The 23,925-nt window shown below is 70.0% G+C and carries 21 protein-coding genes, 1 pseudogene and 1 riboswitch; of the genes and pseudogenes, 10 read left to right on the top strand and 12 right to left on the bottom strand.

Annotation, left to right across the window (positions count from 1 at the left end; all coding sequences use genetic code 11):
* From MTAB308_RS13290 to MTAB308_RS13280, 3 genes are all read right to left on the bottom strand, one after another.
* Entirely contained in the window at positions 1-528 is a 528-nt protein-coding gene (locus tag MTAB308_RS13290) for a serine/threonine protein kinase (protein ID WP_077100178.1), read from the bottom strand.
* 11 nt (positions 529-539) lie between these two features.
* Positions 540-1,064, bottom strand: coding sequence for a serine/threonine protein kinase (locus MTAB308_RS13285; RefSeq protein WP_077100177.1), 525 nt, complete (start codon positions 1,062-1,064; stop codon positions 540-542).
* A gap of 90 nt (positions 1,065-1,154) precedes the next feature.
* A complete protein-coding gene (locus MTAB308_RS13280; RefSeq protein WP_077099827.1) occupies positions 1,155-1,682 on the bottom strand; it encodes a serine/threonine protein kinase in 528 nt (175 codons plus the stop codon).
* A 314-nt stretch (positions 1,683-1,996) separates the two neighbouring features.
* Between MTAB308_RS13280 and MTAB308_RS13275 the strand changes: the two genes are divergently transcribed.
* From MTAB308_RS13275 to MTAB308_RS13250, 6 genes are all read left to right on the top strand, one after another.
* Entirely contained in the window at positions 1,997-2,326 is a 330-nt protein-coding gene (locus MTAB308_RS13275) for a CD225/dispanin family protein (protein ID WP_077099826.1), read from the top strand.
* 12 nt (positions 2,327-2,338) lie between these two features.
* Entirely contained in the window at positions 2,339-2,764 is a 426-nt protein-coding gene (locus tag MTAB308_RS13270; protein WP_077099825.1) for a DUF2752 domain-containing protein, read from the top strand.
* Positions 2,765-2,775: 11 nt separating this feature from the next.
* Positions 2,776-4,275 (top strand): M28 family metallopeptidase, encoded by a 1,500-nt coding sequence (locus MTAB308_RS13265; protein WP_077100176.1) that lies wholly within the window; start codon positions 2,776-2,778, stop codon positions 4,273-4,275.
* Positions 4,272-5,741, top strand: a complete 1,470-nt coding sequence (locus MTAB308_RS13260) for a M28 family peptidase (protein ID WP_077099824.1) — start codon at positions 4,272-4,274, stop codon at positions 5,739-5,741. The genes MTAB308_RS13265 and MTAB308_RS13260 overlap by 4 nt, the downstream gene beginning before the upstream one ends.
* Positions 5,742-5,775: 34 nt before the next feature.
* A complete protein-coding gene (locus tag MTAB308_RS13255) occupies positions 5,776-7,224 on the top strand; it encodes an HNH endonuclease signature motif containing protein (RefSeq protein ID WP_077099823.1) in 1,449 nt (482 codons plus the stop codon).
* Positions 7,225-7,363: 139 nt separating this feature from the next.
* On the top strand, positions 7,364-8,833 hold the full coding sequence (locus MTAB308_RS13250; protein ID WP_425436270.1) for a neutral zinc metallopeptidase: 1,470 nt from the start codon (positions 7,364-7,366) through the stop codon (positions 8,831-8,833).
* 2 nt (positions 8,834-8,835) lie between these two features.
* On the opposite strand, the gene MTAB308_RS13245 is transcribed toward MTAB308_RS13250, so the two are convergent.
* The 6 genes from MTAB308_RS13245 to thiC all read right to left on the bottom strand — a co-directional run bounded on the left by MTAB308_RS13245 (position 8,836) and on the right by thiC (position 13,529).
* A complete protein-coding gene (locus MTAB308_RS13245; RefSeq protein WP_077099822.1) occupies positions 8,836-9,705 on the bottom strand; it encodes an LLM class F420-dependent oxidoreductase in 870 nt (289 codons plus the stop codon).
* A 16-nt stretch (positions 9,706-9,721) separates the two neighbouring features.
* Positions 9,722-10,159, bottom strand: a complete 438-nt coding sequence (locus MTAB308_RS13240) for a MarR family winged helix-turn-helix transcriptional regulator (RefSeq protein ID WP_077099821.1) — start codon at positions 10,157-10,159, stop codon at positions 9,722-9,724.
* A 49-nt stretch (positions 10,160-10,208) separates the two neighbouring features.
* On the bottom strand, positions 10,209-10,433 hold the full coding sequence (locus MTAB308_RS13235; protein ID WP_077099820.1) for a hypothetical protein: 225 nt from the start codon (positions 10,431-10,433) through the stop codon (positions 10,209-10,211).
* Positions 10,434-10,444: 11 nt separating this feature from the next.
* Entirely contained in the window at positions 10,445-11,062 is a 618-nt protein-coding gene (locus tag MTAB308_RS13230; RefSeq protein ID WP_077099819.1) for an alpha/beta hydrolase family protein, read from the bottom strand.
* Entirely contained in the window at positions 11,059-11,883 is an 825-nt protein-coding gene (gene thiD / locus MTAB308_RS13225; RefSeq protein WP_077100174.1) for a bifunctional hydroxymethylpyrimidine kinase/phosphomethylpyrimidine kinase, read from the bottom strand. Before thiD ends, MTAB308_RS13230 begins: the two co-directional genes overlap by 4 nt.
* 11 nt (positions 11,884-11,894) lie before the next feature.
* The gene (gene thiC / locus MTAB308_RS13220; RefSeq protein ID WP_077100173.1) at positions 11,895-13,529 is read right to left on the bottom strand and encodes a phosphomethylpyrimidine synthase ThiC; all 1,635 of its coding nucleotides are present in this window, start codon (positions 13,527-13,529) and stop codon (positions 11,895-11,897) included.
* Positions 13,523-13,632, bottom strand: a riboswitch (TPP riboswitch). (Overlaps the previous gene by 7 nt.)
* 68 nt (positions 13,633-13,700) lie before the next feature.
* Here thiC and MTAB308_RS13215 point away from each other — a divergent pair.
* From MTAB308_RS13215 to MTAB308_RS13205, 3 genes are read left to right on the top strand one after another with little or no spacing between them, the layout of a single operon-like run.
* A complete protein-coding gene (locus tag MTAB308_RS13215) occupies positions 13,701-14,381 on the top strand; it encodes a PAS and ANTAR domain-containing protein (RefSeq protein ID WP_077099818.1) in 681 nt (226 codons plus the stop codon).
* A 38-nt stretch (positions 14,382-14,419) separates the two neighbouring features.
* Positions 14,420-14,782, top strand: coding sequence for an STAS domain-containing protein (locus MTAB308_RS13210; RefSeq protein ID WP_077099817.1), 363 nt, complete (start codon positions 14,420-14,422; stop codon positions 14,780-14,782).
* 50 nt (positions 14,783-14,832) lie between these two features.
* A complete protein-coding gene (locus MTAB308_RS13205) occupies positions 14,833-18,591 on the top strand; it encodes an ATP-binding protein (RefSeq protein ID WP_245831387.1) in 3,759 nt (1,252 codons plus the stop codon).
* Between the two features lie 51 nt (positions 18,592-18,642).
* Here MTAB308_RS13205 and MTAB308_RS13200 read toward each other — a convergent pair whose 3' ends face one another.
* Complete coding sequence (locus MTAB308_RS13200; RefSeq protein ID WP_108637317.1) at positions 18,643-18,918, bottom strand: hypothetical protein; 276 nt, start codon at positions 18,916-18,918, stop codon at positions 18,643-18,645.
* A 63-nt stretch (positions 18,919-18,981) separates the two neighbouring features.
* On the opposite strand from MTAB308_RS13200, the gene MTAB308_RS29795 reads away from it, so the two are divergent.
* A complete protein-coding gene (locus MTAB308_RS29795) occupies positions 18,982-19,296 on the top strand; it encodes an Rv1535 domain-containing protein (RefSeq protein ID WP_342744155.1) in 315 nt (104 codons plus the stop codon).
* Here MTAB308_RS29795 and MTAB308_RS29790 read toward each other — a convergent pair.
* Together MTAB308_RS29790 and MTAB308_RS13190 are read right to left on the bottom strand one after the other, a co-directional pair.
* Positions 19,262-21,640, bottom strand: a pseudogene (locus tag MTAB308_RS29790) (cation-translocating P-type ATPase); the annotation flags it as partial. The gene MTAB308_RS29795 and the pseudogene MTAB308_RS29790 overlap by 35 nt on opposite strands.
* A 1,818-nt stretch (positions 21,641-23,458) precedes the next feature.
* Complete coding sequence (locus MTAB308_RS13190; RefSeq protein WP_077100172.1) at positions 23,459-23,902, bottom strand: hypothetical protein; 444 nt, start codon at positions 23,900-23,902, stop codon at positions 23,459-23,461.
* Between the last annotated feature and the right edge of the window lie 23 nt (positions 23,903-23,925).

Genomic DNA, 23,925 nt, shown 5'->3' with positions numbered 1-23,925 from the left:
TCAGCCGTTGGCGCGCCACCACTGGTAGAGCGCGTTGACGTCACCGTTGCGCCCGATGATTTGGCCCACCAGGTTTTTGCTGTCGGTGGTCCAGGTGACCGCCGCGAGGTTCTGGTGGGTTTCGCACGCCAGCTTTCCACCGGTCTGTCCGTTTTGCGACCACGACCCGGGCGATTGAGCGATGTCGCTCCCGCATGCGGTCATGGTTCCGTCTTTGACGGCGTTGGCGAACGTGGCGGCCGCATCGGCGCCGCTGGCGAACAGGCCGTATTGGGCGGCGGCCGGTCCGCTGGAGTCGGGGCTTTCCCCGCACTGCAGCTCGGCGATTTCACCCTTTTCCGTCAGGGGTTGCGATTTGCAATTGTTGAGGCCGTAGCCCTTGGACAGCGACCCGGCCAGGGTGTTGACGTCCGACGCGCTGCCGGTGTTCGGGTCCGCGGCCGACGTGGCGGCACCGGCGAGCGCGAAGCCGCCGACGAGCGCTGCGGCCACCGACGCCCGGCACAGCGCGGTGGTGAGGCGAGACACCATCTGACTCCTTAGCCGTTGGTGCGCCACCACTGGTACAGCGCGTTGACATCGGTGTTGGACGCCCGGATGTGGCTCAACACGTTCTTGGCGTCGGTGGTCCAGGTGATGACCGCGGCGTTCTTGTAGGTTCCGCACGCCACCTGACCCGCCGTCGCACCCGAACTGCCCTGGTGCCACGTGCCCGGCGACTGACCGTTGTCGCCGCACGCGCTCAGCGATACGCCGTTGATGCCAGAGGTGAACGCGGCGGCCAAATCGCTGCTGTTGTTGAAGAGTTGGTAGACCCCGGCGGCCGGTCCGCTGGAATCGGGATTTTGCCCGCAATCGAGCTCGGCCAGAACGGGACCCGACAACTGCGCCGGTTGGCAATTGTTGAGGCCGTAGCCCTTGGACAGCGAACCGGCCAGGGTGTTGATGTCAGCCGAGCTGCCGGTGCCGGGGTCAGCGGTCGCCGTGACCGCCCCGACGAGGGCGGAACCGCCCATGAGCGCCAAAGCCGTCACGGCCCGCAGCGCGTTGGTGAGAGGGGACATTCTGAACTCCTTCATTGTGGGGGAAAATCAAGGAACCCGAGCATCTTTCGGGCCGATCCCGCGAAAAATGTTGCGGCCCAATGGTTAATGTCAGCCGTTCGCGCGCCACCACTGGTAGAGCGCCGCGACGTCGGAGTTGGATCCGCGGATGAGGCTCAGCACGTTCTTGGAATCCGTGGTCCAGATGACCTCGGCGGCATTCTGGTAGGTGCCGCACGCCACCGATCCCGAGTTGGCGTTGTTACTGCCCTGGTGCCAGGTCGTGGGCGACGGGCCGCTGTCCCCGCAGGCCGTCAGCACGTCGTCCTTGATGCTCGTCTTGAACGAGCCGGCCAGGCTGTCGGCGTTGTTCAGCAGCAGGTACCTTGCCTGAACCGGGCCGCTGGGGTCGGGGTTTTGCCCGCAGGTGAGCACCGCCAGTTCGCCGGCGTTGATGTTCCCGGCCGTGCAGTTGTTCAGGCCGTAGCCCTTGGACAGCGAGGCGGCCAGCGTGTTGATGTCCGCAGAGTTGCCGGTGTTGGCGGGGTCCGCCGCCGCCAGGGCGGCCCCGGCCAACGCGAGGCCGCCCGCGAGCGCTGCGACCGTCGCGGCTCGCAGCGCCTTGCTGAGATGAGGCATCCTTGGCTCCTAACGGTTGCGTCGCCCACCGGAAACAATGCTTCCGCTAAAGGGATCGTAGGGCTATGTCCTGTCCATGCAACACATTCCGCTGGAAATTGTCTGTTTGGGCATCTTTTCGCCCACGGCCGGCCGGTCCGGCCCGCGCGGCAAAGCGGTTCACGGCCAGCCTATTTCGTGTCCGTCCGGCGCATTCGCGCCGCGCGCGCCGTTCACGCAAACAACGAATTTCGCCGAGGTGGTGCCGTCCCGGCACTGCTCGGGTAGGGTAGGCACCGCTTCACGCCAGCTAACTCCCCGCGACTGGAGAATCCATGACACAGCCACCACCGCCACCGGGATACCCGCCGCAACAGCCCGCCGGGCAAGCGCCGAATAACTACTTGGTGTGGGCGATTTTGGCGACGATATTCTGCTTTCCCATCACCGGGATCGTCGCGATCGTGAAGGCCGCCCAGGTTAACGGGATGTGGGCGCAGGGTTTGCACGCGGAGGCGCAGGCGGCCGCCGCCAGCGCCCGCAAGTGGGTCATCTGGTCGGTCATCATCTGGGTCGTCTGGGTTGTCGTCGCCATCATCTACACGGTGGCGGTCAGTACGAACGCGGACAACACCAGCGCGGCCATGATTTCCGCGATGTTCTAAGCGCGGACGCTCGTGGTAACGCGCCAACGGCCGGTGCGGTCCGCCCTCGGGGCGCCGCTCCTGGTGGCCGCGTCGGCGACGTTGGTGTGCGCCGCCACCTGGGTGGGCGATCCCACCACGCCGGGCGGACCGCTGCCGGTGTGTCCCACCAAGGCCCTGCTGGGCATCGACTGCCCGGGATGCGGCAGCGCGCGGATGTTGTATTCGCTGATGCACGGCAACGTGGCGGCGGCGGCCCGGTTCAACGCGCTGGGCTTGGTGGCCCTGGTGCTGCTGGTGTGGGCGTATGGGGCGTGGACCTACGGCCGGGTGACCGGCCGGCGGGTCAGGGGCTGGCAGCACCAGCGCTGGGCCGCGATGCTGACGCTGGTCCTGGTGGCGGTTTGGTTCGTGGTCCGCAACATTCCTTTTGCGCCATTCACCGCGCTGTATGTCTAACCTTGGGCGCGATGGTAAAAAAATCGCGGACGATCCCGGCGGTGCTTGGCGTCCTCGCCCTGACCGCCTCCCTGGCCGGCTGCTCGCATCGCTGCGCCGACTCGGAGCAGGCTAGCGCCAACCCGGCCGCGGCCCAGTTCGCCACGGCCTTGCACGACAAGGTCACGGCGGACGCGATGATGGCGCACCTGTCGAAACTCCAGGACATCGCCAACGCCAACAACGGCACCCGCGCCGTGGGCACCCCGGGCTACGAGGCCAGCGTCGAGTATGTGGTTAACACGTTGCGCAACAGCGGTTTCGACGTGCAGACGCCCGAGTTCTCGGCCCGGGTATTCCACGGCGACAAGCCGGCGTTGACGGTCGGCGGGGCGGCCGTCGAGTCCCGCGCGTTGGAGTTCAGCCTCGGCACCCCGCCCGACGGGGTGAGCGGGCCACTGGTGCCGGTACCCCCGGGCGACGACCCGGGCTGCAAGCCCTCCGATTTCGATGGGCTGCGGGCGCAGGGCGCCGTGGTGCTGGTGGACCGCGGCACCTGCCCGTTTGCCCAGAAGGAGAACTCCGCCGCGCAGCGCGGTGCCGTCGCGATGATCGTCGCCGACAACGTCGACGAGCAACAGATGGGCGGCACCCTCGGGGCCGACACCGAGGTGAAGATCCCGGTGCTGAGCGTCACCAAGTCCATCGGGTTCCAGCTGCGCGCACAGCCGGGGCCGACCACGATCACGCTCAACGCGAGCGTACAAACCTTCAAGGCCCGCAACGTGATTGCGCAGACCAAGACCGGGTCCGCCACCGACGTGGTGATGGCGGGCGCGCACCTGGACAGCGTGCCCGAGGGGCCCGGCATCAACGACAACGGGTCCGGCGTGGCCGCCGTCCTGGAAACCGCGGTGCAGCTGGGGAATTCGCCGCAGGTGCACAACGCGGTGCGGTTCGGCTTCTGGGGCGCCGAGGAGCTCGGACTGATCGGCTCGCGCAACTACGTGGAGTCGCTGAACCTCGACGGGCTCAAAGACATTGCGCTGTACCTGAACTTCGACATGCTCGCGTCGCCCAACCCCGGTTACTTCACCTATGACGGGGACCAGTCGCTGCCGATGGACGCGCGCGGCCAGCCGGTGGTGCCGGAGGGCTCGGCCGGCATTGAGCGCACGCTGGTCGCCTACCTGAAGTCGGCCGGCAAGACCGCCCAGGACACCTCGTTCGACGGCCGTTCGGATTACGACGGATTCACGCTGGCCGGTATCCCGGCGGGCGGCCTGTTCTCGGGTGCGGAGCTGAAGAAGTCCGCCGAGCAGGCCAAGCTGTGGGGCGGGGCCGCCGACCAGCCGTTCGATCCCAACTATCACCAGAAAACCGACACCCTCGACCACATCGACCGCACGTCGCTGGGCATCAACGGCGCCGGTGTCGCCTACGCGGTGGCCCTGTACGCGCAGGACCTCGGCGGCCGCAACGGCGTTGCGGCGCTGGCGGATCGCACGCGTCACGTGCTCGCCAAGCCATGATGCGCCCGCTGGCCGCCGCGCTCATCGTGATGGGGCTGGTGGCGGCATGCGCTTCGCCGCGCCCCGCACCGCCGGCGGCGGCGCCCGACCTCGCTCGCGGACTGGCTCAGAAGGTCACCGCGGACCGGCTGGTCACCCACCTGCGCGCGCTGCAGAACGTGGCCAACGCCAACCGCGGAAATCGCGCGGACGGCACGCCCGGCTATGACGCCAGCGTTGATTACGTGGCAAAGGCATTGCGGGACAGGGGTTTCAACGTATCCACCCCGCAGTTCGACCGGCTGTACAACGTCTCGCCCGGTAAGCCCGCGCTCACGGTGGCCGGCCGCACCTACCAGGTCGACCAGGCGTCGCTGCTGGTCCGGACGCCCCCCGGCGGACTCACCGGGACGCCGGTCCACCCGACGCGACCGTCCGGCTGCGCCGTCGGCGATTACCCGGCCGCGGTGCCCAAAGGGGCGATCGCGGTCGTCGACGACTCGGGCTGCTCGGTGGTCGACAAGCAGAACAGCGCGCTGGCCAAGGGCGCGGCGGCGCTCATCGTGCTCAGCGCGCCCAGCGGGCAGGGGGCTCCGCCAGGCCTCTTCGTGCCCGGGCATTTCAAGCAACTGACCGTCCCGGTCGCCGTCGTCGGTGCTTACGGCGCCCCCGCGCTGGAGCGCGAGACCGCGCCGATACGCCTGGTGCTGGACGCCGAGAACATCAAGGTCAGCTCGCGAAACGTGCTGGCGCAGACCCAAACCGGCTCGCCGCACGAGGCGATCGTGGTTGGCGCGCATCTCGACGGCCCGCGTGATGGTCCGGGCATCAACGACAACGGGACCGGCGTGGCCGCCGTGCTGGAGACGGCGCTGCAGCTGGGCCCGTTGGCTCCCGTGAACAACGCTGTGCGGTTCGTGTTCTGGGGAGCCGACGAGGACGGGCTCAACGGCGTTACCGACTACGTGTTCGGCATGGACGGCAGCCAACTCAACGACATCGCGATGTATCTGGACTTCACCGTGCTCGGATCGCCGAACGCCGGCTTCTTCACCGACGACGGCGACCAGTCCGGTCCGCCCTCGCCCGGGATCGCCTTCGGCGATGTGCCCGACGGTTCCGCCGGCATCGAGCGCACGCTTGGCGGTTACCTGAACCTGGCCGGGAAGCGGCCCGCCGACATGCCGCTGGGCACCAGGACCGACTACCACCCCTTCATGGTCGCGGGCGTGCCGATCGGCGGCATGACCACCGGCGCCTCGCAGCCGAAAACGACCGTGCAGGCGCGACTGTGGGGCGGCCAGGCCGGCGTCCCGTTCGACCCCAACTTCCAGGGCCCGCGCGACACCGTCGACGCTGTCAACCGGGAAGCGTTGGCGATCATGGGTTCTGGCGTGGCGTTCGCGGTGGGCACCTACGCGGAGTCGATCGGCGGCGTCAACGGCGTGCCGCCGCACGACAAGCGGCACCGCACGCGAGTGCCTTAGCTGGTTGTCGGCCCACCCGGGTAATATCGAATGTATGTTCGAATACGCATTGGCGTCGCAGTCCACGCCGGAGTCGGCGGCGTTGCTGGATCGGGTGCGTGACGCGGGTCGGGCCGAGGCTCGGGCGGCCGCGCAGCGGTTGGCGGCCGTCGGTGAGTTGTTGGTGCTGCGTTGCCGCGATTCCGGCGAGCGGCCCGATTGGGCCGCCGACGCGTGGGAAGCGGTGGCCGCGCAGGTGGGAGCCGCGCTGAGCTGCAGCGTGGCCAGGGCGCACGGGTATTTGCGTTATGCGATGGCGCTGCGCGAGCGGCTGCCGCAGGTGGGCAAGGCGTTCGCGGCGGGCGACATCGATTATCGGGCGTTCCAGACGATTGTGTTTCGCACCGATCTGATCACCGACCCTGACGTGTTGGCCAAGGTGGATGCCCGGGTGGCGGTGCTGGTGTCGCGGCGTCCGTCGCTGACCCGCGCTGGGCTGGCGGCCGCGGTGGACCGGGTGGTGGCCAGGGCTGATTGCGACGCGCTGCGGCGCGCGGCCAAGGCCGTAGAGGACCGTTACGTCGATCTGGTCGCGGATTCTTCGGGGATGGCGTGGATGGAGGGCAGGTTGTTTGCCCCCGTCGGGCAGGCGCTGGACCGCCGGCTTGATGAGTTGGCGGGCAGCGTGTGCGACGCCGATCCGCGCACCCAAAGGCAGCGCCGCGCCGATGCGCTCGCGGCGCTGGCGGCCGGGGCCGCGCGGCTGGTGTGTGGCTGCGGAGCGGACCGGTGCCCCATGGCGGGCGAACCCGCGCCGGCAAGCAATGTGGTCATCCATGTGGTCGCCGACCAAGGCGCCGTCGAGGGCAGCGGCTCCAACCCGGGCATCCTGCCCGGGGTTGAGGGCCTCATCCCGGCCGAGCTGATCGCCGACCTGGCCCGCTCGGCGCGCCTGGTCCCGGTGAGCGCGCCGAACGGGGCGCCCGAGCCGGGTTATCGCCCCTCGGCCAAGCTGGCCGAGTTCGTGCGGTGCCGGGATCTGACCTGCCGCGCCCCGGGCTGCGAGCGGCCGGCCGTCCAGTGCGATCTCGACCATACGATCCCCTACGCCGACGGCGGCGCCACGCACCCGTCGAACCTGAAATGTTTGTGCCGGCTTCACCATTTGCTCAAGACGTTCTGGAGCTGGCACGACGAACAGCTGCCTGATGGAACCGTCATCTGGCGCCTACCCGACGGGCACACCTACATCACCACCCCGGGCAGCGCGCTGCTGTTCCCGAGCCTGTGTGCGCCCACCGGCGACCCGCCGACATCAGCGGCGACAACCGATCGCTGCGCCGAACCAACGGCGATGATGCCACTGCGCGCCCGCACCCGCGCCCAAGACCGTGCCACCCGTATCGCCGCCGAACGCCGGCACAACCGCCAAACGCGGCGAGCCACCCAAGGCGCCCTGCCCCCGCCGGCACCACCCGACGAGGACGAACCGCCGCCCTTTTAGGCACCGGCATTCGCGTCCCGAATACCCTCCCGCCCGTTGACGTTTCGCAAGGGGTAACCCAACCTACATTTCTGCTGTCAGAGTTTGCCAGGGGATTTAGAATGAGGTCCCTTTGATGCTGCCGTGCAGCCCGGTCGGGATGAGGTCGTTCATGGACAAGCGCGGGCCGAGTCGACGTCTGAAGGCGGCAGTCGCCTGCGCCGGGGCGGTACTGGTGGTGGCCGGGTGCACCACCTTCGTCGACGGGCGCGCTCTGTCGATGCTCAACGATCCGTTCCGGGTGGGCGGCCTGCCGGCGACCAACGGGCCCAGCGGAATCCGGTCGAACGCGCCGAGCCCCACCGGCAAGGTGCTCAACACCGACAACGGGCCGATCGACAAGCTGTCGTTGCTCTCGATCAACGACATCGAGGAGTACTGGAAGTCGGTCTACAGCGAATCGCTGAAAGGGACTTTCGTTCCGGTCGAGAAGATGGTGTCCTACGACTCCGAGGATCCGCGCAGCCCCATCGTTTGTTTTAACGACACCTATAAGCTCGTCAACGCCTTCTTCACCGCCCGCTGCAACTTGATCGCCTGGGATCGCAAGGTGTTCATGGCCGTCGCGCAGCGCTATTTCGGCGACATGTCCGTCAACGGCGTGCTGGCGCACGAATTCGGGCACGCCTTGCAGCAGATGGCCAAACTCGTGACGAGAAAAGACCCGACCATCGTTCGCGAGCAGCAGGCCGATTGCTTCGCCGGGGTCTACCTGTATTGGGTGGCCGACGGGAAATCGCCCCGCTTCACGCTGAGCACCGCCGACGGGCTCGACCACGTGCTGGCCGGCATCATCACCACCCGCGACCCGGTCATGGACGCCGACACCCAAAACGACGACGAGCACGGGTCGGCCCTGGATCGGATCAGCGCGTTCCAGATGGGCTTCATCGATGGCGCCTCGGCGTGCGCGCGCATCAACAAACAGGAGATCGAGCAGCGCCGCGGCGACCTGCCGACCGCCCTGCGGCTCGACAACAGCGGGGACCCGGAGACCGGAGAGGTCCCCATCAACGAAGACACCCTATCGACGCTCATGGAGCTGCTGGGAAAGATCTTCTCCCCGAAGAATCCGCCGACGCTGTCCTATCAACCCGCCGGTTGCCCGGACGCCAGGCCCAGCCCGCCGGCGTCCTACTGCCCGGCCACCAACACCATCGCGGTCGACCTCCCCGGACTGGCGAAGGCGGGTCAGGTGGCCGCCGAGAGTGAACGCACGCTGCCGCAGGGCGACGACACCGCCCTGTCGATGGTGATGTCGAGGTACGCGTTGGCCGTGCAACACGATCGCGGGCTGGCCATGCAGAGCCCCTGGACCGCACTGCGCACCGCCTGCCTGACCGGTGTCGTGCACCGCAAGATGGCCGAACCGATCGAACTGCCCTCCCAGAAGCAGCTGGTGCTGACCGCCGGCGACCTCGACGAGGCCGTCTCCGGCCTGCTCACCAACCACCTGGTCGCCAGCGACGCGGACGGCGTCAGCGTCCCGGCCGGGTTCACCCGGATCGACGCCTTCCGCGGCGGCGTCACAGGCAACATGGACGCCTGCTATTCGCGGTACCCGGGCTAGGCTCAGGCGATTTCGGCAATCCTGGGAACCACCTCGTCGCCGAGGCGGCGGATGAAACCGACAGGGTCGGGGTTTCCGGGAAAGGGGCCGAGGTTGATCATTCCGATGCCCAACTCGGCGCAGCGTTGCACCGTCTTGAGGAACCCTGCGGTGTCCGCAAAGGGATCGACGAAAAGGCCGACCGTCTTGCGGATCTCGCGCGGATCCCTGCCCACCGCTTCGCAGTGCCGGTTGAGGACCTCGACCTTGTGCGCGAGTTGGTCGACATCGCTCGTCGTGCTGTTCCAGATGTCGGCGTACTGCGCCACCAGCCGCAGCGTCTTCTTCTCGCCGTCACCCCCGATCAGGATCGGCGGCCGCCGAATCGGTTGCGGCACACAGATCGTCTCGGCCAGCTGGTAGTGCTTGCCGTGGTACGGCCCGGCGTCGTCGCTCCACATCTGCCGGCAGATCTGTAGCGTCTCCTCCACCATTTCGAACCGCTCGCGCAGCGGCGGGTACGGAATCCCGAGCGCGATGTGTTCGCGGTCGTACCATGCCGCGCCGAGGCCCAGCATCGACCGACCCTGCGACAGCACGTCCAGTGTGGTAACCGTTTTCGCGAGCACGCCGGGATGGCGATAGGTGACCCCGGTGACCAGCAGGGCCAGCTCGATGGTCGAGGTCTGTCCGGCCAGAAAGCCCAGCGACGTGTAGCCTTCCAGGAACGGATCCTCCGCTCGCCCGACGTTTTCCATCTGGAAGAAGTGGTCGGCGAGCGTGAACAGCGCGGCGCCGCCCTGCTCGGCGGCCTTGGCCGCGTCGGCCAGCGTCGGGCCTAGGCTTGCCGGATTCCCCGGCAGAAAATCGATGAAGTGCACACCCAATTCCATTGCAGCGATTCCCCTCTCATGACTCGGTCAGACGCTCGAGCAGCGATAGCGCATCGAGAATGGTGCGGCGTTCCCGCTCGGAATACCGCTCCTGGATGGCGCGTGCCAGCCACTCCTCGCGCACTTGACGATCGCTCTCGGCGCGCCTCCGGCCCGCGGCGGTCAACGAAACCACCTGGCGCCGGCCGTCTTCGGGGTCGGGAGCGCGCGCGATGAGCCCGCGTTGCTCGAGCGCGGCCACGATGGTGGCCATCGACTGCGGACGCACCCGCTCGGCACCGGCCAGGGCGCTGGCCGACGACGCTCCCTCTTTCCAGAGGCGGGTGAGCACCGCGGTCTGGGACGGCGTCAGGTCGTCGTCGACCCCGAGGCTTCGCAACCGGCGTCGCAACCGGCTGAACAACACCCGCAGATCGCGGGCGGCCACCACGGCGGAGTCTCCGATGCCGTCCATGACCCCAGCCTAGATTAGACAGTTGAAACTGTCCAGTCTTAACTGTCTATCAGGTCATGCAGACGTTGGCGAAGAGCAGCACCGGCCACGACACGATCGACCCGAGGAAGGACACCGCCAGGTCGACGCCCTGCATCTGGTGCAGATGCTCGGTGTGGGTCGTCGACCAGATGGTGCCCACCAGCAGGTAGGGGGTGCCGAGGATGATCCCGATCGCCATCAGCTGGGCGATGCTGAGTCGGTACTCGAGCACTCGGCGAAGCTTTTCCAACATGGGCGATCCCTTCAGGCAAGCAGCCGCAGCGCCGCGTCGACCGCCAGCGCCGGCACGTCGAGGGTCTTCGAGCGCAGATCGTGGCGCGCGCCGGTGATCTCGACGACCTCGGTCGGCGCGGCGATCAGCGCCGCGGCCTCGCGCAGCTCTCCCGGCGTGCCGAATGGATCCGACGTTCCGTGGGTGAACACGGTGGGCACGCGGATGTCGGGCAGGTGCTCGGTGCGCGGCCGCTCGGGCTTGCCCGGCGGGTGCACCGGGTAGGAGAACAGGGCAAGCAGGTCCACCCCGATCTCCCCGGAGGCGACCACCATGGAGGCTTGCCGGCCGCCGTAGGAATGCCCGCCGGCGATCAGCGGGCCGCCGGACAGGCCGCGGCACACCGTGATCGCCTCGACGATGCCGGCGCGGTCGCCGGCCGCCGAACCGGACGGCGGACCCTTGGGCCGGCGCCGGCGGTACGGCAGGTTGTATCGCACGGCGAGCCAGCCGCGGCGCGCCCATTCGTCGCAAACCTGTCGCAGCAATAGTGAATCCCGGTCGCCACCGGCGCCGTGGGTAAGGACAACGACACCGGTGGGGGATCCCCCGGGTTCGTGTGCCACACCGGCGATTTGGTCCAGGCTCATGCGAGCCTGAACAGGGGCGAGACGGGGCCGTGCCCATGGCCCAGGGGATAGGAGGCGCGCAAACATTCGGTGACCCAACGCTTTCCGAAGCCGACCGCGTCCGGCATCGTGAAGCCGTGTGCCAGCGCGCAGGCGACCGCGCTCGCGAGCGTGTCACCGCCGCCGTGGTCGTTGCCGGTGGGCAAACGTTCCGAGTCGAACTCGTGGAAGTCCGCGCCGTCATAGAGCAGGTCACAGCTGCGGTCCGACGACCGCAGGTGACCGCCCTTGACCAACACCCATCGCGGCCCGAGCGCGTGCAGCGCCTTGGCCGCCGCGCGCTGCGATGCCGGGTCGACGACGTCGATATCGACGAGCAGCCGCACCTCGTCCAGGTTCGGTGTCACCAGCGCCGCCAGCGGAAACAGTTGGCCGCGAAGCGAATCCAGCGCGGACGGCGCCAGCAGGGCGTCGCCGTGCATGGACGCGCAGACCGGGTCGACGACAAGCGGGACCGTCAGACCCAGCCGGCGCCAGGCGGCGGCCACCGCCGCGATGATGTCCGACGACGCCAGCATCCCGGTCTTGGCGGCGTGGATGCCGATGTCGGCGACCACGGCCTCGATCTGGGCGGCCACCACGTCGCCGGGCACCTCGTGAAACCCGCTGACGCCCAGGGTGTTCTGGATGGTGACCGCGGTGACCGCGACGCAGGCGTGCACGCCGAGCAGCGCCATGGTGCGCATGTCGGCCTGGATGCCCGCGCCGCCCCCCGAGTCCGATCCGGCGATGGTCAGCACGCGCAGCGGCGCGGTGCCCGGCGGCGGAAGCGGCAGGCTCAAGCGCGGGTCACTCACTGCGTGATCGGCAGGTACACCCGGTTGCCGTGCTCGGCGAACTCGCGCGACTTCTCGGCCATACCCTCGCTCATCATGGCCTCGATGTCCTCTTCGGTCTCGAGCCCGTGCTTGGCGGCAAAGTCGCGCACATCCTGCGTGATTCGCATCGAGCAGAACTTCGGCCCGCACATCGAGCAGAAGTGTGCGGTCTTGGCGGGTTCGGCCGGCAGGGTCTCGTCGTGGTATTCCCGCGCCGTGTCGGGATCCAGCGACAGCGCGAACTGGTCGTTCCAGCGGAACTCGAAGCGCGCCGTGCTCAACGCGTCGTCGCGCTGCTGGGCGCGGGGGTGCCCCTTGGCCAGGTCGGCCGAGTGGGCGGCGATCTTGTAGGCGATCACCCCGTCCTTGACGTCCTTGCGGTCCGGCAGCCCGAGGTGTTCCTTCGGGGTGACGTAGCACAGCATCGCGGTGCCGGCCTGGGCGATGATGGCCGCGCCGATCGCCGAGGTGATGTGGTCGTAGGCCGGCGCGATGTCGGTGGCCAGCGGGCCCAGTGTGTAGAACGGGGCCTCCTCGCACAGCTCCTCTTCCAGCCGGACATTCTCGACGATCTTGTGCATCGGGATGTGCCCGGGGCCCTCGATCATCACCTGTGCGCCATGGGCTTTCGCGATCTTGGTCAGCTCGCCCAGGGTGCGCAGCTCGGCGAACTGCGCGGCGTCGTTGGCGTCGGCGATCGAGCCGGGGCGCAGCCCGTCGCCGAGTGAGAAGGTGACGTCGTAGCGTGCGAAGATGTCGCAGAGTTCCTCGAAGTTGGTGTAGAGGAACGACTCCCGGTGATGCGCCAGGCACCAGGCGGCCATGATCGACCCGCCGCGCGACACGATGCCGGTGACCCGCTTGGCGGTCAGCGGCACGTACCGCAGCAGCACGCCGGCGTGCACGGTCATGTAGTCCACGCCCTGCTCGCACTGCTCGATCACGGTGTCGCGGTAGATCTCCCACGTCAGTTCCGTCGGGTCGCCCTTCACCTTCTCCAGCGCCTGATAGATCGGCACCGTGCCGACCGGCACCGGGGAGTTGCGCAGGATCCATTCGCGGGTTTCGTGGATGTTCTTGCCGGTGGACAGGTCCATGATGGTGTCGGCACCCCAGCGGGTGGCCCACACCATCTTGTCGACCTCCTCGGCGATCGACGACGTCACCGCCGAGTTGCCGATGTTGGCGTTGACCTTGACCGCGAACGCCTTGCCGATGATCATCGGCTCGCTCTCGGGATGGTTGTGGTTGGCCGGGATCACCGCCCGGCCGCGGGCGACCTCGTCGCGCACCAGTTCGGCGGGCAGCTCCTCGCGGGCGGCGATGTACGCCATCTCGGCGGTGATCTCGCCGGCGCGGGCGCGCTGCAGCTGCGTTCCGCGGTCGCGCACCACCCCGGGCCGCGGCGGCAGGCCGGCCGCCAGGTCGATCACCGCGTCGGGATCGGTGTAGGGCCCGGACGTGTCATACAGGTCGAAGTGGTCTCCGGTCGACAGGTTGACCCGCCGGAACGGGACGCGCGCGCCGGGCACCCCGTCCAGCTCGCGGTAGGCCTTGCTGCTGCCCGCGATGGGGCCGGTGGTGACGGACGGCTCGACGGTGACGGTCATGTTTGTCATCTCCCTACGCCGGCATTACCCGGTCAGGTTCGTACGGTCGACGGCCCCAGCCGTCCTCTCAGCGCACTCGGCGTGCGCTCCCGCGTCTTGTGGATGGTCCGCACGCGACGTTACCCCCTCAAGCGGTAGCCCGGGATACCCACCGGATGGCAGGATGCAAACGTGCAACCCGCGGGCAACCACGAGCAGCCGACCAGCGCATTCGAGGCGGCCGCCCGGCATTTGAACGTCGGCGCCTTCCGGTTCTGGTTCGTCGGTCAACGTTGGGAATGGTCCGACGAGGTCGCCAGGATGCACGGCTACGAACCGGGGGCCGTGGAGCCGACGACGAAACTGCTGCTATCGCACAAGCATCCCGAAGACCGCGCGCACGTCCAGGAGGTGCTCGACTACGCGCTGCAGTCGGCGGAATCGTTTTCCAGCCGGCACCGGTTCCTGGACACCGCGGGCAACGTGCACGATGCGATCGTGGTGGCCGACCGGATGCTGGACGACTCCGGCGCGGTGGTGGGCACCTCCGGCTATTACATCGATCTGACCGACACCTTCGACGAGGCCCGGCAAGAGGTGCTCGACGCCGCCCTGCCCGACCTGTTCGAGAATCGTGCGGCCATCGAGCAGGCCAAGGGAGTGCTGATGTATGTCTATCGGGTCAGCGCCGAGCAAGCCTTTCGCGTGCTGCAGTGGCGTTCGCAGGAGACCAATGTGAAGCTGCGCTCGTTGGCGAAGCAACTGCTGAACGAAGTGACGACGCTGATGGCCCCGGCGCCCGCCGCGCAAAATCAGTTCGACCATTTGCTGCTGACGGTGCACGAAAGGATTCCCGACGAGCCCGCTGGGTAACCAGCGCTGTATGCGAACGCACGAAGTCGGGGAAGGGCATGGAAGTGTTGGCGGTCGGCCACGAGGCCAATGGGGATGCGGTAGTCGTGCGCGTCAAGGGTGATATCGACTCCAGCAACGTGGGCGAGCTCGCCACCCACCTAACCGCCGCCCTCCAGGTCGCCGCGACGCACCCGGAGCGGCTGGTGATCGTCGATTTGCAGTCGGTCAATTTCTTCGGAAGCGCGGCGTTGAACGCGGTGCTCGAGTGCCACGAGGAAGGCAAGGCGGCCGGTACGTCGGTCCGTCTGGTGGCCGATCACGACCACGTGCTCCGCCCGATCCAGGTGACCGAGCTGGACCGCATCCTCGACATCTCTCCGACGCTGGCCGATGCGTTGCAGCGCAACCGCCGGCAATGAACCCTGGCCTGCCGGCTGATCTGGCGGCCGCGGCCGCCTTAGGCGGCGAGATGGGTCGCCGATTCGCCGAGTTCGACTGGGCGAACCATCCCCTGGGGACGCCGGACGAATGGTCGGCCGAGGCGCGGGTGGCCGTCGCGGTCGCCTTGACGTCGCGGTTTCCCATCGTGCTGTGGCTGGGGCCGGCGGACCTGTTCCTGATGTACAACGACGCCTACGCGCAGATCCTGGGCAACAAGCATCCGGCCGCCCTGGGGCGCCCCGCGGAACAGGTGTGGTGGGAGATCTGGGGACAGATTCAGCCGATGCTCAACAGCGTCATCGACACCGGCGTAGCGACCTGGTCCGACGACTTGATGTTGCCGCTGCTGACCGGCGACCAGCTCGAGGAGCGGTACTTCACGTTCAGCTACAGCCCGCTGATCGGCAGCGGCGGAGACGTTTACGGAATCTTCTGCGCCGTCCGGGAAACCACCGAGCGGGTGTTGAGCGAGCGTCGCCTCCACCTGGTCAATGCGGTGGCCAGCGCTGTGATGGAATCCCACGGTATCGACGACGCCGTAGAAGGCGCCGTTTCGGTGTGCGGCGCGCAACCCTTGGACCTACCGTTCATCGCCGTGTACCTCGACGGCGCACTGAGCGGAGCGACGCACTCGATCCGGGAGCTGCTGCCGCGCTCGCTGGCGGAGCTGACGGGCCCGGGCACGGCGCCACGTTCGCGGACGACCGCACACCTCATCGACCGGCTGGAAGACGTGATCCCCGGCATCGCAGGCGTTCTCGGCGAGTACGCCCCGCGGGAAGCCCTGGTGTTGCCGTTGGGTGAGGACGCCAAGACCGCGGCGTTGGTGATCGGGGCCAGCCCGCGGCGCCCGCTTGATTCGATGTACCGCGGCTTTTGCCAGCTGCTCGCCGACCAGCTGTCGTCTGCGCTGGCGTCCGCGGTCTCCTACCAGCAGCAGCGGCAGCGAGCGGACGCGCTCGCCGAGCTGGATCGGGCCAAGACGGCGTTTCTCACCAACGTCAGCCACGAATTCCGCACGCCCCTCACGCTTTTGCTCGGGCCGCTCGACGACGCGCTGGCCGATGCGCCGCCGGAGAGCGTGCTGGCGGATCGGCTGAGCGTCGCGGGACGCAATGCGCGCCGCCTGCTGCGCCTCGTCGACTCGCTGCTCGATTTCTCCCGCATCGAAGCGGGCCGGGCGAACGCGAAGCTGGTGTGCACCGACGTCGGCGCGCTCACCGAGCACATCGCCTCCTCGTTCACAGAGTTGTGCCAGCGGGCGGGGTTGGATCTGGTTCTGGACTGCGAGCCCGCGCTGGCCGACGTCGATCCGGGCATGTGGGAAACGATCGTCCTCAACCTGCTGTCCAACGCCGTCAAATACACCCTGAGGGGCTCCATTTCGGTCGAGGTGCGTGCCGAAGCCGCGGACTGCCGGATCACGATGCGCGACACGGGAGTCGGCATCGCGCCCGAGGACCTGGGCCGCCTGTTCGAACGCTTCTACCGGGCCGAGAACATGCGCGGGCGCAGCGTCGAGGGCACCGGAATCGGGCTGGCGCTGGTGCGCGGGCTCGTCGAACTGCAACGCGGGACGGTGGAGATCGACAGCGAACTGGATCGCGGAACGACGGTCACCATCCGGCTGCCGCGGTCCATCGGGGGCGCGGCGACCGACCAATCCCCGGCCGCCATGCCGGACGAGAGCAATCCGTACGTGGTCGAGGCGGGTCAGTGGCTGGCGGCGGCCACACACCCGGACGCCGACGGCGCCCGCCAATTGGTGCTGATCGCCGACGACAACGCGGACATGCGCGCGCACCTGGACCGCGTGCTGTCCGCCCACTGGGAGACCGTCCTGGTCGCCGACGGCGAGTCGGCCCTGGCGCTCACCAAAGAGCTGCACCCGGACGCGATCGTGACGGACGTCATGATGCCGGGCCTCAGCGGCTTCGACCTGGTCGCGGCGATCCGCGCGGACCCGGCGCTGGCCGCCACGCCCGTCCTCATGCTGTCGGCCCGGGCCGGCGCGGAGGCCATCGACGAAGGCTTCGCGGGCGGGGCCGACGACTACCTGCCCAAGCCGTTCCGCTCCCAGGAGCTGGTCGACCGGGTGGCGTCGCGGTTGGCGGCGGTCGCCCGCGAGCGCGACCGCCAGCGGCGCGAGGCGCAGCTCGACCTGGCGCACCTCGACGCCGCCCTGCAGGCCACCGACTCGGTGGCCGGCATTCTGGACGCGTTGACCGGCCACCCACCGGGGGCGGGCGATCCCGCCGCGGTGACGATCGGGGCGCTCGACGGGGAGCACCACATCCGTTTCGAGTACGCCGGCGATCTGCCCGTGGAGGTGCGGGATCGCTACCACGTGGCCGCGCTGGACTCGCCGTTGATCGGGGCCGACGTCATCAGCGGAGGCGAGCCGATGGTCGTCCCCGACACCTTCGACCTGCCCCCGCGCTACCAGCACGCCGTGCGCGACACCGCCGCCAGCGTGCGCGCCTGCGTCGCGCATCCCTTGCGGGACAACACCGGTCGCGTCATCGGTGCGCTGCTGCTGCTGTGGCCCACGCCGCGGCAGTTCGACTCCGGCGAGCTCGAAACGTTCGGCCGGGTGGCCGAGCTGACCGCCTCGGCGCTGGACCGGGTCCGGGTCATGGCGCGAGAACACCGAATCGCGGTCGACTTCCAGGAGCATCTGCTCGACCTGGATCGCAGCTCGACCGCCGCGGTGGTGGCGGCGGTCTACCAGCCGGCCGGCGAAGCGATGCGGGTCGGCGGCGACTGGTACTCGGTCACCCCGCTCGGGCGCGCCGGCCTGATCGGGATCTCGGTCGGCGACGTCGTCGGGCACGGCCTGGCCGCGGCGATCGTGATGAGCAGGCTGCGCGCCGCGGTGGCCGCCTCGGCGCTCACCGCCGCCGAGCCGCTCGCGGTGCTGGCCGCGCTGGACAGGTACGCGGCCAGCGTCAGCGGCGCCCGCTGCGCGACGGTGGCCTACGCGCTCATCGATACCGAGGCCACCGGGGCCGGCTCCGGGGGCGCCACCGTCAGCTACAGCTGCGCCGGGCATCCCTATCCGTTGCTCGTCCCCGCCGACGGCGATCCGGTCTTCCTCGAGTCGGGCCGCCGTCCCCCGGTCGCGGTCGAGGATGCCCACCCGGCCGGCGCCACCGCGACGGCCGAGCTGACACCGGGCAGCATGATCCTGCTGTACACCGACGGGCTGATCGAGCGGGCGGGCGAGACCCTCGACGACGGCTTCGCCCGGCTGAAGGCCGCGGCCGCCGGGTGCGCCGGGCTGCCGGTCGATTCGGTCTGCACCGAGTTGCTGGCGCGGATGACACCGCCGACGGGCTATCGCGACGACGTCGTGGTGCTGGCGCTGCGCCCGAGCCACGCGGCCGCGCGCAGCTTCGCCACGGTGCTGCCGGCCGCGCCGGCGCAGATCCCCATCGCGCGTAGGCAACTGCGGGGCTGGTTGGACAGCATCGCCGTCGATCCGGGCCGCGAGGAGGACATCCTGCTGGCGACCGGGGAAGCGGTGACCAATGCGATCGAGCACGGCAGCCACAGCCAGCCCCGCAAGACCGTCACCGTCGAGGCCTTCCTGCACGAGGACACGGTCGCGGTGACCGTCAGCGACAGCGGGCGCTGGGTCGGTGATTCGTCGGCCAGCCTGCGCAACAGGCGCCGCGGCCGCGGGCTGACGCTGATCGGTGGGCTGGCCGACGGCGTCGACACCATACGGTCCCCGGGAGGCACCCGGGTAACCCTGCGGTTCGACCGCGCGGTCGCCGGGGCCTGAGCGACCCGTGGCGATCGCAACAACCGGGCGTAGCGGGTCGCCACCAACGGCTCAGGCCTCTTCTATCGCCTCGCCGAGCTCCTCGAGGAGCTTGTTGTGGTGGTTGCTCGCCAAGACGTGCCCGGCGGCGATGACCAGGGCGACGGGCCAGTCGATGAGCTCGAACGCGGCCAGCGCGGCCAGGCCGCCGTAATAGGCCAATTGTTCCGGGCGTGGAATCTCGACCTGCCCCACCACCGGCACGTTCACCACGAAGGTTTCGCCCTCGCGGATCTTCTGGACCGCGTCGCGCTGCGAGGTCCCCCTGCGCGTCTTCTTTTCGGCCATCATTTGCCTTCCAGTAACTAAGGGTTTGCCGCCCCGCCGGGTCGCGAGGCCAACGTCGGACCTATGTCGACGATGACCGACCTCGGGGGCGATCCGCTAGTTTCGTCGATTGCCTCGGTGCTGAAGGTGCCCCTGGTTGAACTTTATGCGCTGCTCTGGCGGGTCGGGGTCGTGGAGATTCGGCATTCCGATCGGGCGGTTCGCCCCTCGTCGCGGGCGCGTCAGGTCCGGGTGGCAGTGTGCCCGGCTGGAGCCGCGTGCCCCAACCTTCCGCAACACGGGTCAGAACGGCCACCGCGACGGTCGCTCCAGCGGCGGCGCCCAGGGCCTGTCCCCAGCCGACCGGACCCAGCGGTGTGCAGCCGAGCAACTGGCTGACCACCGGGATGCTGATCAGCGTTCCCATCGCCCCCAGCGAGCCCACCGCCGTCAGCACCACCAGCGGGGCCCGCGAATCCAGCAACGTCTGCCCCAGCTCGGCACCCACCAGCGCGACGAGCGCCACGGTGGACGCCCGCTGCGGGCGGCCGGTGACGCTCGCCATCGCCCACGCCGCGGTCGTCGCGGCGGCCGTGGTGACCCCGCGGATCGCCACGGCGCGCCACAGCGCGGGCTGATCCGGGCCGCGCAGACCCGAATCGACCGGGCCGCTCGGCTCGCTGACCGCAAGGGCCGCGGCCGGCAGCGCGTCGGTCATCATGTTCACCAGCAGCAGCTGCCGGGTGTTCAGCGGCGACGTACCGGTGATCGCGCTGCCGATCACGGCGAACAGCACCTCCCCGGCGTTGCCGCCGAGCAGCACCGACACGGCCGCCTGCACCCGCTGCCACAGTTGGCGGCCCTCCGCGATCGCCTCCACCAGCGCCTCGATCCGGGCGTCGACCAGGACGACGTCGGCCGCCATGTGGGCCGGGTCGCTGCCGCCCGACACCACCCCGATGCCGACGGTGGCGGCGCGGATGGCGGCGGCGTCGTTGGAGCCGTCGCCGACCATCGCGCACAGCACGCCGGCCGCCTCGAGCGTCTGCACGACCTGCACCTTGTTCTCGGGCGTCATCCGGGCGAAGATCACCCGGTCCGTCACGACCCGCGCCTGGTCCTTGCGGGACAGCGAGTCCCATTCGGCACCGCTGATCACCTGCTCGTCGGTCACCGCCAGGCCCAGCTCCCGGGCGATGGCCAGGGCGGTGATCGGGTGGTCGCCGGTGATCAGCTTGACGCCCACCCCCTGGTCGCGCAGGTTCGCGAGCAGCCCGACCGCCTCGGCGCGCGGGGTGTCGGACAGGCCGAGGAACCCCGTCAGCGTCAGCCCGTCGCGGCAGAATTCCGCGATGTCGTCGGGATCTTCCTGAATGGCCCGGGCCTGTTGCGGCGTCAGCCGGCGCCGCGCCACCGCGATCACCCGCAGGCCGCCGGTGGCCAGCTCGGACACCGTTTCCTCGACGCTCTTGTCTACGTCGTCGCAGGCGGCCAGCACCACCTCGGGCGCGCCCTTGACGGTCAGCTCGGTGCCGGTGATGGAGGCCGAGAACGACCGCCCGGAGCGGAAGGGCAGGTGGGCTGAAATTCCAGTGGATTCGGGGTCCGGCGTGGAGCCGTTGAGCGAACGCCTGGCCGCCTCGACGATGGCGACGTCGGTGGCGTGCACCTGCGGGTTGCCGTTGGCGGCCGGCGCGGCGTGCGCGGCGTCGCGCAGCACCTCCTCGGGAGAGCGCCCCGGCGCAGGGCGGACCTGCGCCACCCGCAGGCGGTTCTCGCTGAGCGTTCCGGTCTTGTCGAAGCAGACCACGTCGATGCGGCCGAGCGCCTCCACCGAGCGCGGCACGCGCACCAGCGCGCCGAACTTGGTCAGCCGCCGCGCCGACGCCGACTGCGCCAGCGTCGCCACCAGCGGCATGCCCTCGGGCACCGCCGCCACGGCGATGGCGATGCCGCTGGCCACCGCCTGGCGCAGGGCGGTTCCGCGCAATAATCCCAGGCCGCCCACCAGCGCGCCGCCGGCCAGGCTGACGGGGAAGGCCCGGTTCGTGAGCTGGCTGAGCTGGTGCTGCAGGCCGATGTCCGACGACAGGTCGCCGGACACCAGCTCGGCGGCCCGGCGTTCCTGGGTGTCGGCCCCCACCGCGGTCACCACGGCGACCGCGGTGCCGGCCACCACGGTGGTCCCGGCGTACAGCATGCAGCGGCGCTCGGCGAGGTCGGCGCCCGGTGTGGCGTCGACCTGCTTCTCCACCGACAGCGACTCGCCGGTGAGGGTCGACTCGTCGACCTCGACGTCGACCTCCTCGACGATCCGGGCGTCGGCGGGCACCACCTCGTGCGTCCGGATCTCGATGACGTCGCCGGGGCGCAACTGCGCCGCGATGACGTCGGTGTACACCCGCTCCCCGTCGGGACCGGTCCCGACCTTCCTGGCCGGCGGGATCTGCTGCTCGAGCAGGCGGTTCAAGCGGTTCTCGGCGCGCAGCCGCTGGCTGGCCGCCAGGATGGAGTTGCCGGTCAGCACCGAGAAGACCAGGACGGCGTCGACGGGCGAACCGAGCACCGCGCTGGCCGCCGAGCCGAGCGCCAGCACCGGGGTCAGCGGGTCGGTCAGCTCGGCGCGGACGGCCTTGAGCAGCTGCCAGACCGCGTTCGGGGGCGCGTCGGCCCAGCCCGCGGGCCGGGCGTCCGCCTCCGCGTCGGGGGGTGGCAACGCCCTGCGCACCTGATCGACCGACATCGCGTGCCATTCGTGTGCGGACGCCGGCCGCGGCAGGTCCGCGGCCATGGTCCCGCGCGCCAACAGGTACCCGGACAGCGCGCCCGCCGCCGCGCCGGTGGTCACCGGCCCGGGGCCCAGGCCGCGGATGCCGGGGATCATCAGCAGCGAGCCCATGGCCGTCGCGCCGGCCGAGATCCCGGCGCCGCGCTGGGTGGCGGCCTTGGCCGCCGGAAGCGCGTGCAGCACCCGCCACGCGGCGGCGAGATCGGGCAGCAGCAGATCGGCGCACCACGCCGGCGGGCCCGCGCCGGGCTGCGGCAGCACGCCCAGGGCCACATCGGCCGCCGAAATCGCCTGCGCGCCAAGCGCTGACAGCACGGCCACGGTGCGACCCGCCCGCTGTAGCTCCGCCACCGCGCGGGCCAGGGCGTCGTCGATGGAGCCCCCGCCCTGCACGGGTTTCAAGTCGTCGAACGCGGGCCGCAATTCGCCCAGCAAATCGACGTCGACCGAGACCAGCTCGGCTCCCGTGCGGTGCGCCTCGGCGACCACGGCCGACGCCAACGGGTCGTGGCCGGGGCGGAACAGCGCCTCGACCGCCGAGCCCGGTTCGCCGGCCGACGCCCCGGGCACCCGGTGCCAGCCCGGCCGGTGCCCGTTGCGCTCCAGCACCCGCTGCGCGCGGTCCCACGCGGCGGACAGCTCGAGCTCGCCCGCGCCGCGGATGCGCGCCACCCGCAGCCCGGTGGTGCACAACACGCGGGGGTCGATGACGATCGCGTCGACCCGGTCCAGGCGGCGCAGCGCGTCGGGCCGCAACGACAGCACCGCGTGGTGGTCGGCCAATCCGCGTCCGAGCGCCGCCGCGAACGCCTCCGGCGTGGTGCGGCTGGCCTTGGGGGCGGTCACCAGCACCGCGGTGGCGGCCATGTTCAGGTTGCGGGTGGTGGCGCCCACCAGCCCGGCGCCGAGCGCCTGGACGAGCGCGAAACGGCCGGCGTTGCGCTCCACGATTCGGGCGCGGGGCGGCCTCGGCGGCGACGCGTCGCCGGGCGGTTGGTCGGCGTAGCGGGCCAGCTCGGGTTCGTGCCTGCGCCACGCCGCGGCCTCGGCGCGGCATTCGGCGGCCTTGAGCGACTGCATCAGCAGGCCGACCGACAGCGACGCCGGGGCCAGCGTGACGGTTTCCGCCGCCGCCATGGCCAGCGTCAGCGCCGTGTCCGTCGCGGGCCCGCCGATGCGGTCCTCGAGCATGCGCCGCAGCCAGGGCTGGTAGTCCAGCGCCACGATGGGCGCCTGGACGCCGATCGGCAACCGCGGCCAGCGCAGCGCCCGGCCGGCCAACGCGACGCCCAGGCCCGCGGCGTTGGCGGCCAGCGTCACGGCCCGGGTCGCCGCCACCACGCCGTCGCCGGGAAGGGTGGTCGACGACGCCTTGTTCGTTGTGCGGCAACGCTTTTCGGCGTCATCGATGACGCGGCAAAGGTCGCGCAGCGAGGTATCGCCGTCGAGGGTGACGACGACGCGCGACAACGGGTGGTTCAGGCTGGCCGAGGTCACGCCGGGGTGCCCCAGGACCGCGTCGAGCACGGCGACTCCGAGCTCACCCGGGTCCCCCTCCTCCAGGCCGCGCACCTCGATCCAGGCGCGGCTCTCGCCCCGCCAGCAGCGCCGGCTCAGCGTTTCGTGGGGCAGGTCGCCGGTGAGCGCCCGGGCGCCCTCGCGCAGCGGAATCGCCGCGATGTCCAGGACCTCTTGAGCCAGTCCGGTGAGCGCCCGCAGCGGCGTCGATCGCTGTAACGACGTGACAATGCTCAAGGGCGGCTCAAACGGTTCTCAGTTGGTGCTGCGCAACTCGGCGGCACCGGCACGCCGCCCGGCGGCCTTCTTGGCCGCGGGCTTGCCGGCGGCCTTCGCCGGCGTGACCTTCTTCGGCGCGGGTTCGGAGGGCACCGGCTTGAGGTTGGCCTTCGGCGAGGCCGGGCCGTCGGGCTTGCGCTGCATCCGGTGCAGCAACAGGGCGCCGCCGCCGACGGCCAGCAACACCGGCCACTCGACCAGACCGGCGACGCCGATCGCGCCCAGGGCCAACGCCGCGGCCGGCGTCGAATGGCTGCCGCTGCTGATTCCGCGCTTGATCCCCTCCGCGGCTCCCGTTACGCCGCCGACGATTCCATTGACCGCGGCGCCGCCGACAGCGCCCGCTGCCGCGGTGGTCGCGTCCGCCGCGCGACCCACGGTTTTGCCCACGTTGCGGACTGCACCGCCGACGACACCCATGATCACTCCTTGGTATCTAGTCG

Origin of the sequence: Mycobacterium terramassiliense (assembly GCF_900157385.1) — a bacterium.
Lineage (GTDB): Bacteria > Actinomycetota > Actinomycetes > Mycobacteriales > Mycobacteriaceae > Mycobacterium > Mycobacterium terramassiliense.
Note: the sequence above shows the minus strand (reverse complement) of the source record. Positions and strands in the feature narration are given on the sequence as shown.

Coding starts and splice junctions, on each gene's coding strand:
- MTAB308_RS29795 (WP_342744155.1), top strand. CDS start 18,982: ATGTCGACGATGACCGACCTCGGGGGCGATCCGCTAGTTTCGTCGATT.
- MTAB308_RS13240 (WP_077099821.1), bottom strand. CDS start 10,159: ATGGACGGCATCGGAGACTCCGCCGTGGTGGCCGCCCGCGATCTGCGG.
- MTAB308_RS13200 (WP_108637317.1), bottom strand. CDS start 18,918: ATGGCCGAAAAGAAGACGCGCAGGGGGACCTCGCAGCGCGACGCGGTC.
- MTAB308_RS13235 (WP_077099820.1), bottom strand. CDS start 10,433: ATGTTGGAAAAGCTTCGCCGAGTGCTCGAGTACCGACTCAGCATCGCC.
- MTAB308_RS13245 (WP_077099822.1), bottom strand. CDS start 9,705: ATGGAATTGGGTGTGCACTTCATCGATTTTCTGCCGGGGAATCCGGCA.
- MTAB308_RS13190 (WP_077100172.1), bottom strand. CDS start 23,902: ATGGGTGTCGTCGGCGGTGCAGTCCGCAACGTGGGCAAAACCGTGGGT.
- MTAB308_RS13285 (WP_077100177.1), bottom strand. CDS start 1,064: ATGTCCCCTCTCACCAACGCGCTGCGGGCCGTGACGGCTTTGGCGCTC.
- MTAB308_RS13210 (WP_077099817.1), top strand. CDS start 14,420: ATGGAAGTGTTGGCGGTCGGCCACGAGGCCAATGGGGATGCGGTAGTC.
- MTAB308_RS13255 (WP_077099823.1), top strand. CDS start 5,776: ATGTTCGAATACGCATTGGCGTCGCAGTCCACGCCGGAGTCGGCGGCG.
- thiC (WP_077100173.1), bottom strand. CDS start 13,529: ATGACCGTCACCGTCGAGCCGTCCGTCACCACCGGCCCCATCGCGGGC.
- MTAB308_RS13250 (WP_425436270.1), top strand. CDS start 7,364: ATGAGGTCGTTCATGGACAAGCGCGGGCCGAGTCGACGTCTGAAGGCG.
- MTAB308_RS13265 (WP_077100176.1), top strand. CDS start 2,776: ATGGTAAAAAAATCGCGGACGATCCCGGCGGTGCTTGGCGTCCTCGCC.
- MTAB308_RS13260 (WP_077099824.1), top strand. CDS start 4,272: ATGATGCGCCCGCTGGCCGCCGCGCTCATCGTGATGGGGCTGGTGGCG.
- MTAB308_RS13205 (WP_245831387.1), top strand. CDS start 14,833: ATGGGTCGCCGATTCGCCGAGTTCGACTGGGCGAACCATCCCCTGGGG.
- MTAB308_RS13230 (WP_077099819.1), bottom strand. CDS start 11,062: ATGAGCCTGGACCAAATCGCCGGTGTGGCACACGAACCCGGGGGATCC.
- MTAB308_RS13280 (WP_077099827.1), bottom strand. CDS start 1,682: ATGCCTCATCTCAGCAAGGCGCTGCGAGCCGCGACGGTCGCAGCGCTC.
- MTAB308_RS13275 (WP_077099826.1), top strand. CDS start 1,997: ATGACACAGCCACCACCGCCACCGGGATACCCGCCGCAACAGCCCGCC.